Annotated in this window: 7 protein-coding genes; 4 read left to right on the top strand and 3 right to left on the bottom strand. The window is 38.2% G+C overall.

Annotation, left to right across the window (positions count from 1 at the left end):
* Positions 1–169 precede the first annotated feature (169 nt).
* Positions 170–1,597, bottom strand: coding sequence for a pyruvate kinase (pyk, locus tag Q0954_RS31315; RefSeq protein ID WP_299465035.1), 1,428 nt, complete (start codon positions 1,595–1,597; stop codon positions 170–172).
* 430 nt (positions 1,598–2,027) lie between these two features.
* Here pyk and Q0954_RS31310 point away from each other — a divergent pair, with 430 nt between their 5' ends.
* The 3 genes from Q0954_RS31310 to rnc are packed head-to-tail and all read left to right on the top strand — an operon-like array spanning position 2,028 to position 4,280.
* Positions 2,028–2,264 (top strand): acyl carrier protein, encoded by a 237-nt coding sequence (locus Q0954_RS31310; RefSeq protein ID WP_004155426.1) that lies wholly within the window; start codon positions 2,028–2,030, stop codon positions 2,262–2,264.
* Positions 2,265–2,280: 16 nt separating this feature from the next.
* On the top strand, positions 2,281–3,534 hold the full coding sequence (gene fabF, locus Q0954_RS31305) for a beta-ketoacyl-ACP synthase II (protein WP_299465025.1): 1,254 nt from the start codon (positions 2,281–2,283) through the stop codon (positions 3,532–3,534).
* Positions 3,534–4,280, top strand: coding sequence for a ribonuclease III (gene rnc / locus Q0954_RS31300; protein ID WP_004155422.1), 747 nt, complete (start codon positions 3,534–3,536; stop codon positions 4,278–4,280). The genes fabF and rnc overlap by 1 nt, the downstream gene beginning before the upstream one ends.
* Before the next feature lie 93 nt (positions 4,281–4,373).
* Here rnc and Q0954_RS31295 read toward each other — a convergent pair whose 3' ends face one another.
* Positions 4,374–6,044, bottom strand: a complete 1,671-nt coding sequence (locus Q0954_RS31295) for a S8 family peptidase (protein WP_299465019.1) — start codon at positions 6,042–6,044, stop codon at positions 4,374–4,376.
* A gap of 350 nt (positions 6,045–6,394) precedes the next feature.
* On the opposite strand from Q0954_RS31295, the gene Q0954_RS31290 reads away from it, so the two are divergent.
* Positions 6,395–7,483 carry a hypothetical protein gene (locus tag Q0954_RS31290; protein WP_299465016.1) on the top strand — a complete coding sequence of 363 codons (1,089 nt, stop codon included), beginning with the start codon at positions 6,395–6,397 and terminating at the stop codon, positions 7,481–7,483.
* A gap of 45 nt (positions 7,484–7,528) precedes the next feature.
* On the opposite strand, the gene Q0954_RS31285 is transcribed toward Q0954_RS31290, so the two are convergent.
* Positions 7,529–8,989, bottom strand: a complete 1,461-nt coding sequence (locus Q0954_RS31285) for an aminopeptidase P N-terminal domain-containing protein (protein ID WP_299465013.1) — start codon at positions 8,987–8,989, stop codon at positions 7,529–7,531.
* Positions 8,990–9,171 lie beyond the last annotated feature (182 nt).

Raw genomic sequence — 9,171 nt, 5'->3', positions numbered from 1 at the left:
TAAAAATAAGCCCAAGTGCCTATTTAGGACTTGAACAAGTTTCATTTTCTGATTCCCATTTGGGCGAAACGTAAGTGATCAGCCTCTTATAAAAAATAATCCAGACCAAAACCTGCCACAGTTTCAATCTGGATTATCATATCTAATAAATTATATCGTATCATTCTCTCTAAATTTGAGACAATTTAATAGTATTGGTTCGTTGGCGCTTGGCTATAGGCATACTTGCCAAGTTGATGCATATATCCCCTCTTTGGATGTGCTCTTCTGTTTGCAAAAATTCTAACACTTCGTCAAAAGTATCATCAGTCGAGGTAAATTTATCATAATAAAAAGCCCTTACCCCCCATACTAAACTTAAGCGATTGAGTAGCTTTCGGTTTGCTGTAAAAATAAAGATGTGTGCCTTAGGGCGAAAACGAGCTACCTGAAAGGCAGTATACCCTGATTGTGTCATGCCTAATATCCCCTTGGCGTGCGTATCTTGAGCTAACACACAAGCAGCGGCTATAATACTATCATTATAAAAAGTAGGTGACTTACGGTGCAGCACTTCTTTTTTGTGGTAAATGCTTTCTGTTTTTTGCTCCATGATACGAATAGTCTCGTTCATAGTCGTCACTGTTTCTATAGGGTATTTGCCTACAGCGGTTTCTCCGCTCAACATCAAAGTATCAGCCCCATCCATTACTGCGTTGGCAATATCATTAGTTTCGGCACGGGTTGGACGCGGGTTATCAATCATACTCTCCAGCATTTGGGTAGCAATAATCACAGGTTTACCTGCCTGACGACACTTGTACGCCACCATTTTTTGAATAATGGGAACCTCCTCTATTTTTACCTCCACTCCTAAATCACCACGGGCAATCATAATAGCATCGGTAGCTTCTATAATTTCGTCAATCTGAGAGATTGCTTCTGGCTTTTCTATTTTGGCAATTACTTTAGTTTCTTTGCCTTGCTGCTTGATAATATGCTTAAGCAACAATACATCTATTGGCGAACGCACAAAAGACAAAGCAATCCAGTCTACCCCTTGCGCCAAACCAAACATCAGGTCTTTGGTGTCTTTTTCGGTTAACGAAGGAGAAGAAATAGCAGTACTTGGCAAATTAATTCCTTTTTTAGACTTAAGCTGTCCTCCATATATTACCTCTGTTACTACTTCTTTGTCTTTGATTTCTATTACCTTTAGCTCAATCTTACCGTCATCTATCAAAATCTGGTCATCAGGCTTTACATCTTTAATCAAGCCTTTGTACGTGGTATATATACGTTTTGCAGTAGACTTGATAGGCTCATTGGTAATCACTACCTTTTTGCCGGGTTTCAATATTTCCTGATCAGAAGCTACTTCCCCCAAGCGTATTTTAGGTCCTTGCAAATCCTGAAGAATACAAATGTTCAGGTTATGTTCCTTGTTTAATTCTCTGATGTACTGAATCACCTTCTTATGCTCGTCGTGCGATCCATGCGAAAAATTTAAACGAAACACATCTGTACCAGCCAATACCATCTCAAGAAGTTTCTCTTTGGTATTAATTGCAGGACCTACAGTAGCAATTACTTTTGTTTTGTTAAAAAATGGTTTCATTTTAAATGATTAAATGTGTTTGAACTTTGTTTTAAGTGTTTTCCAATTGTGTTACTGAATGGCAATATGCACTAAATTTTGAGCAAATAGTGCCTCTATTTTGGCAAACCATTACAATATATTGGTAATGCTACCAGAAATTGGTTTTTAAACAATACTGAATCACAGACATAAACTCTTTAAATGCAAAACCTGCTTTCAATAGGCACTGTACTTAAAGAGTTGCTGATTGCTGTCCTACCAAAATCTACTATCTGCCACACCAAAAAGAGAATTTGCTCAGCGAAAGCCAAATTAGTAAGAAAAGAGAATTAAAATTAACATTCCTTCAATTTCCAGCAAAACAAATCATGAATCGATAAAATTGTTTGATAATATTATTTTTAATGTATTTCTTTGCAAAGTTTTTTAACTAAACTATTATTGAAAAATGTCAGATATCGCACAAAAAGTTAAAAATATCATCATTGACAAACTTGGTGTAGAAGAGTCAGAAGTTACTCAGGAAGCAAGTTTCACAAACGATTTAGGTGCCGACTCTCTTGATACTGTTGAACTGATCATGGAATTTGAAAAAGAATTTGAAATTTCTATTCCTGACGATCATGCTGAAAACATTGCTACTGTGGGGCACGCTATCACCTACTTAGAAGAGAACGTTAAGTAAAAAATAAACTCTGTTTATGAATTTAAGAAGAGTTGTAGTAACTGGATTAGGCTCACTTACTCCTATTGGTAACACTGTATCAGATTTCTGGGATGGGTTGAAAAATGGGGTAAGCGGGGCTGCTCCAATTACTAGTTTTGACGCTGAAAAATTCAAAACTCAATTTGCCTGCGAGGTAAAAAACTTCAATGTCAATGACCACATTGACCGCCGCGAACACCGCCGCATGGATAAATTTGCCCACTATGCTTTGGTTGCCAGTGAAGAAGCAATCAAAGATGCTCAACTCGACCTTGACAAAATCAATAAAGATAGGGTTGGTGTAATATGGGGAGCGGGTATTGGAGGTTTGAAGTCATTTCAGGATGAAGTCTCAGAGTTTGCCAAAGGAGATGGAACTCCAAGGTTTAATCCATTTTTTATTCCTAAGATGATTGCTGACCTAAGTGCAGGTCATATATCTATCAAATATGGTTTTAGAGGTCCAAACTATGTAACTGTTTCGGCTTGTGCTTCGGCAACCAATGCCATGGTAGATGCTTTCAATTATATCCGTTTGGGTAGAATTGATTTAGCAGTATCTGGTGGTTCAGAAGCAGCTATTACCGAATCAGGTATAGGAGGTTTTAACGCCCTAAAAGCGCTTTCGCAAAGAAATGATTCTCCTGAAACGGCCTCACGCCCTTTCGATAAAGACCGAGATGGTTTTGTGATGGGAGAAGGTGGGGGTGCTCTTATACTAGAAGAATACGAACACGCCAAAGCTAGAAGTGCTACTATATATGCTGAGTTAGTAGGTGGAGGAATGTCTTCGGATGCTTACCATCTTACAGCCCCCCATCCAGAAGGTTTGGGAGCCATTAATGTGATGAAAGATGCATTAAATGATGCAGGCATTGCACCCGAAGCTATAGATTATATCAATGTCCATGGCACTTCTACTCCTTTGGGAGACTTAAGTGAAGCTATAGCCATCCAAAAAGTGTTTGGAGAGCACGCATATAATCTGAATATAAGCTCTACCAAATCAATGACCGGACACCTGCTAGGTGCAGCTGGTGCCATAGAGGCAGTAGCAAGTATCTTAGCCATCAAACACCAAACAGTTCCACCTACTATTAATCATGTAAGTGGTGATGAACAGTTTGATCAAAAGTTGAATTTTACATTCAACAAAGCACAAGAACGAGAAGTAAATTATGTCTTGTGTAACACGTTTGGTTTTGGAGGTCATAACTTTTCTTTAATATTTAAAAAATTAGAAATGTAGTGATTTTTAGATTTCTATCTAAACTACTTCGTAAACATTCCAAAGAAGAAAAACGGCTTGCCATAGCTATCAAGCAAATCATAGGACACAAGCCGTTTAACCTTGCTCTTTATCAACTTGCCCTAAGTCATACATCGGCATCCAAATCGCTGCAAGATGGATTTAAGGAATCGAACGAGCGGCTGGAATATTTAGGCGATGCCATTTTGGGAGCCATAGTTGCCGACTATCTATTCAAAAAGTACCCATTCAAAGAAGAAGGCTTCTTAACCGAAATACGTGCGCGTATCGTTAACCGTGAGTCATTGAATCAGCTTTCCCGCAAAATGGGCATACAAGATTTGATTCGATATGAGGGTAATCCCAAAAGTAACTTTACTTACAAGTCAATGGGGGGCGACGCTCTGGAGGCTTTGGTAGGTGCTGTATACCTTGACAAAGGCTTTCATTACTGCCGTAAATTTGTTGTCAGAAAAATTGTGCTGGGTCACCTCGACCTGGATGATATTATAGAAAATAACCAAAACTATAAAAGCATTATCATCGAATGGGCACAAAAAAACAACCGCGACCTTAAATTTGAAATTGTTAGAGAAGAAGGTTCCAAACACCAGCGTCAATTTATAGCTCAGGTCATTATAGACGATGAGCCTGTAGCCAAAGGCTCAGGATTTAGTAAGAAAAAGGCAGAACAGGCTGCTGCCGAAAAAACCTGTCGTACCCTTAAACTTAGCAGTAGACCATAAGGCTTAAGGGGGAGCATGCAAATAAAATTTTCATAATTAAAAAGCCCCGCAAAACTAACTTTACGAGGCTTTTTAATTAATTCTATATGGAACTTACTTCTTATTAGGTTTCCACTTCTTTGCCATTTTTACTGCTTGGTATACGTTTACAATCCCACCTGTAACCGACAATTCACTGAATACAATGCTGCTTTTACCACCAGGCTTGTTTATTTCTTTGTCAGTATATTTTACAGAAGATTTCAAAATAATTTCCTTTACATCTGTTGCTGACAGTTTAGGAAAGTAAGACATCAACAAGGCCGCTACTCCTGACACTACTGGTGCTGCCATACTGGTCCCATCATGGTCTGCATATTTGTTGTCAGGGGTAGTAGAATAAATAGCTACACCAGGAGCAAAAACATCTACTGTAGTTTTGCCATAGTTAGAAAAATTCCCGACAAAATTCTTTTCATCACCCCAAGACGAAGCCCCTACCTCAATCCAGTTGGTTGCAGATTTACCTGACTCCTTGAACACTTTATTCGGAAAATTTGGGGTTTCATCCAAATTGGCGTGGTCATTACCCGCTGCATGTACCAATAGTACCCCTTTTTCTTCTGCATATTTCACAGCTGCATCTACATACGACTTATGAGGAGAATATGCCTTACCAAAACTCATATTTACTACTCTAGCTCCGTTGTCTACTGCATAACGAATCGCGTTGGCTATATCTTTGTCGCGCTCATCGCCGTTAGGCACTGCCCTCAAAACCATAATTTTCACATTTTGGGCTACACCCTTCATACCAATTTTGTTTTTTCTATTGGCGCCAATGATACCAGCAACGTGAGTTCCATGGTCAGCATCAGGTCCTTGCACTTCGTTGTTGCCATATCCTTTTTCATTCAGCTTACTGTAATCATCTCCTACAATGGAACGAGGATCAAACTCTTTGTTTACCCCATACTTATACATAGACTCATACTGCTTAAACACTGCCTCAAGTTGATTGAGAGGGATACCGTTGGCTGTAGCAAAGTTTAACATTTGTTTTGCCCGGTTTACCTCTTCTTTCTCACTTTTGAATTCTTTCAGGTCTTTTTTGGTAAAATCTTTTTTACCCATCTCTTTCTGCAACAGTTGATATCCTTCCCAAATTTTACGCAAAATACTATAGCCCTGACGAGCCTCCATATATTGTTTTTGGTAAGCTTTCTTTACTTTCAAGAAATACTTGTATTCCTCTTTTTGTTTATCATCTAGTTTTTCCGCATCTACATTGGCAAACTTTTTCTCCAGACGAACAAGTTCACGTGTTACTTCATAAGTGTCAGCATCTACGTCTTTACCATCTTTGCCACCAATAAAATCCCAACCGTTGATATCATCTACATAACCATTATTGTCATCATCTTTGCCATTGCCTGCAATTTCTTTTTTGTTCACCCATATTTTACCTTTAAGGTCAGGGTGTTTAATGTCTATTCCTGAGTCAATGACTGCTACCACGACAGTTTTAGATTTTTTTCTGCGCAACAACTTCTTATAGGCAAGCTCGGTGCTTACTCCCCGTACTTGGTCTTTTTTTTCATCCAGGTTAAACCAGTTTTTGGGAGCTTTTTTGGTGGTATCGCCATTAGTGATCCAATAAAGCTGTGAATTCTTATAAATAAGATAGGTTTTCGGTGTAGGTTTTTTAGATGTAGGCGTTTTTGCCGAAACTATGCCTACCTGTGCTATGGTTAAGCCCAGTAAAACAATGCTTTTCAACTTCATATATATACTATTTGAATGTTATTAATGATAATATAACGAATTAAGTAATCTTGCAAAAATAATTTGTTTATGCACGATATTTTTCATTGTACATAAAACATTTTTTTATGATTTACCCTTGCTGAGTAAAACTACAAAAATAACCTACTTCATTACACGACATGGCTGTTTGTTTCATTGGATTAATTTATTAGTTCTGTTTTGTTTAGGAATGTGTCAACAACTAACTTATAATGAATGTAGTTATTTCTTTTTATCCAATTAATTCTTTGCTTCACTTTTTAACATTAAAAAAAGGTGGCGTTTATTAACTTTACACACACTTATTACTGTAAAATAACTCAATCGTTATGAAAAAAATTATAAGTAGAGGCTTAACATTTGCTTTATTTTTTTTGGTTTTACTGGTAATCAAGACACTGTACGATGCAGGTGTATTTAAAAGCATCAAGCCCCACTTTGCCGGATCAGAAAAAGTAGTTAAAACAGCTGGAGGTGCAGAAGACATCATTATCAATAGACAAAAAGAGGTTGCGTATTTATCTGTAGATAAGCGTCGTACTACATTGGCTGGCAAGCCTACCCCTACTCCGGGTAGTATCTATTATTTAGACCTAAAAAAACCTGATGCAACGCCTATCAACATGTTGCCTGATTTTAAACGAGAGTTTCACCCCCATGGCATGAGCTATTTTAGAACGTCTTCTGGCAAAGAGCTACTATTTGTGGTAAACCACTCCAAACTAAACACCCATCAAACCATAGAAAGGTTTGAGATTCGGGACACCCAACTTGTTTACCTTGAAAGTATACAACATAAATTGATGACCTCGCCCAATGATGTAGTAGCAATAGGTGAGCGGCAGTTTTATGTAACCAATGACCATCGCTACCTCAAAGGCTGGCTCCGAACTATGGAAGACTATCTCAAGTTACCGTTAGGTTCGGTCAACTTCTATGATGGCAAAACAATGAAGGTGGCTACTTCTGGTATTGCTTACGCCAATGGGATAAATATTAGTTCTAACAAGAAAATGATTTTTGTTGCCTCCCCTACCAACGGTGAGGTGATAGCATATACTCGCCAACCTGACCACACACTAGAGTTGGTAGAAACAATTAAGGTATATACAGGTGTAGATAATATAGAGTTGGACGAAAAAGGTCATTTATGGCTGGGCTGTCACCCTAAGCTTTTTGCGTTTGTAGCTCACCAAAAGGATAGTCAGAAAAAATCACCCTCCCAAGTCATTAAGATTATATACCAACAGGAAGGTATTTATGAAGTAAAAGAAGTGTATCTCAACAATGGGAATAGTTTGTCAGGCTCAAGTGCTGCGGCGGCATACAAAGATCATTTATTGATTGGTGGAGTATTTGACAAAAAGGTCTTGTGGTGTAAAATGAAACCAACAACTAAAGATAGTTTACCCAAATAAGCATAAAGAACCAGCACTTAGGAGCACCAGTTCTTTGTGTATGATTTATTTATTCTTTTTAATCAATTCATTCAAGTCAGGTAGTTTTATTTCATCAAAAGGGCTTTTTTTTGCCATCGTTTTTTCTATTTCATCCGATTTGCGGGGAGCCATTGCCGACAAGTTTATCCAGCCTTTGTTGGTAATCAATATATCATCTTCTATACGTACTGCTATACCCCACCATTTTTTATCACAAGGGCTGCCCTCAGGTATATAAATACCAGGTTCTACCGTAATCACTGTGTTGTGTTTAAACTTTCCATAGCGCCCTTTGTCGTGTACATCTAACCCCAGATAATGTGAAGTGCCATGTGGAAAGTATCGGTGACGGGTGGTAGCATTGCCAATGATCCCTAGTTCAGCTAAACCCTTATTAATTATTTTTACTGCGGCACGGTGGGGATCATTAAATGCGTTGCCTACTTTACACTGTTTAAAACCAGCTTCTTGTGCTTTATACACTAAGTCATAAATGGCTTTTTGTTCTTTACTAAACTTACCATTTGCAGGAATAGTACGGGTTACATCTGCTGAATACCCATGATATTCTGCCCCTAAGTCCATCAAAACCAAATCATTGCCTAATTTAGGTTTATTGTTGGTAATGTAATGCAACACGCAGCCATTGTGTCCAGCACCTACAATAGAAGGATAACCTTCGTACTCTGCTCCGTACTTTTTAAATACATATTCATGAATACCTTGTACTTCGCTTTCCGACATCTGGGGCTTCATTGCTTTCATTACTTCTTTTTGGGCTATGGCAGAAATAAAAATGGCTTTTTTGAGCAAAATCAACTCCTCTTCGGTTTTAGTTTCCCGTAGCTGTGACATGAAGCGATGTAAAGTTTTGGTATCCAAATTATTGTTAGGATCGTTTTTAGGACGTTCTGCCTGTCCAGCCTGCATTTTTGATTTACTTTTAAACTGTTGTATCAGACGGTATAAGCCTCCATTGCGCACATCGTTGGGCAAACGATAATGTAACACTTTATTAAACTGGGTAAAGTTGATTGAAAAATCCTGAAATTTGTCATTATTGTATACCTGGGCAAACCCTAACTTATTTTTAGCCCCTTTGATACCCAACCGCCGCCCTGTCCACATTTCCATATAGGCACTTTTGGGCTGTACAAATAACACTTCATTGTACTTGTCGCCTGTAGCATTGGTTTGTGATTCTTTAAAAATCAATAACAGGGCATGGGGCTCACGATAGCCTGTTAGGTAATAAAACTCTGGATCTTGGTGGTACACATATTCTACATCGTTGGCACGATTACGTACAGGGTTAGCAAAAAACACTGCCACTGATTTGGCAGGCATCAGTTGCCTTAGGGCATCTCGTCTTTGTTTATGAAATGCCTTATCGAGGAAGTCAGTCGGTTCACTTTGAGCTTGTGCTGTACCAGCCGCATAGTACAACACCCAAAGTAACAAAAGTATACTTTTTAAATTATTCATAAATCATTGGTTTTAATATGTTACCTTAAACTATAGTAGGTAAAACAATCAGAGTTACCCACCAAACATCACCTCTGATTGGTTCACTTCTTCAAAAACTTCATCTATACTGCGAACGGCATGGTTAACCGAAAATTGGAGAATTAAAAAAGGTAAGCTATTTTTAAAGTGACAAAACAATA

The sequence above is a fragment of the uncultured Microscilla sp. genome (assembly GCF_947493425.1).
GTDB lineage: Bacteria > Bacteroidota > Bacteroidia > Cytophagales > Microscillaceae > Microscilla.
This window is presented reverse-complemented; position numbering and strand designations above follow the sequence as displayed.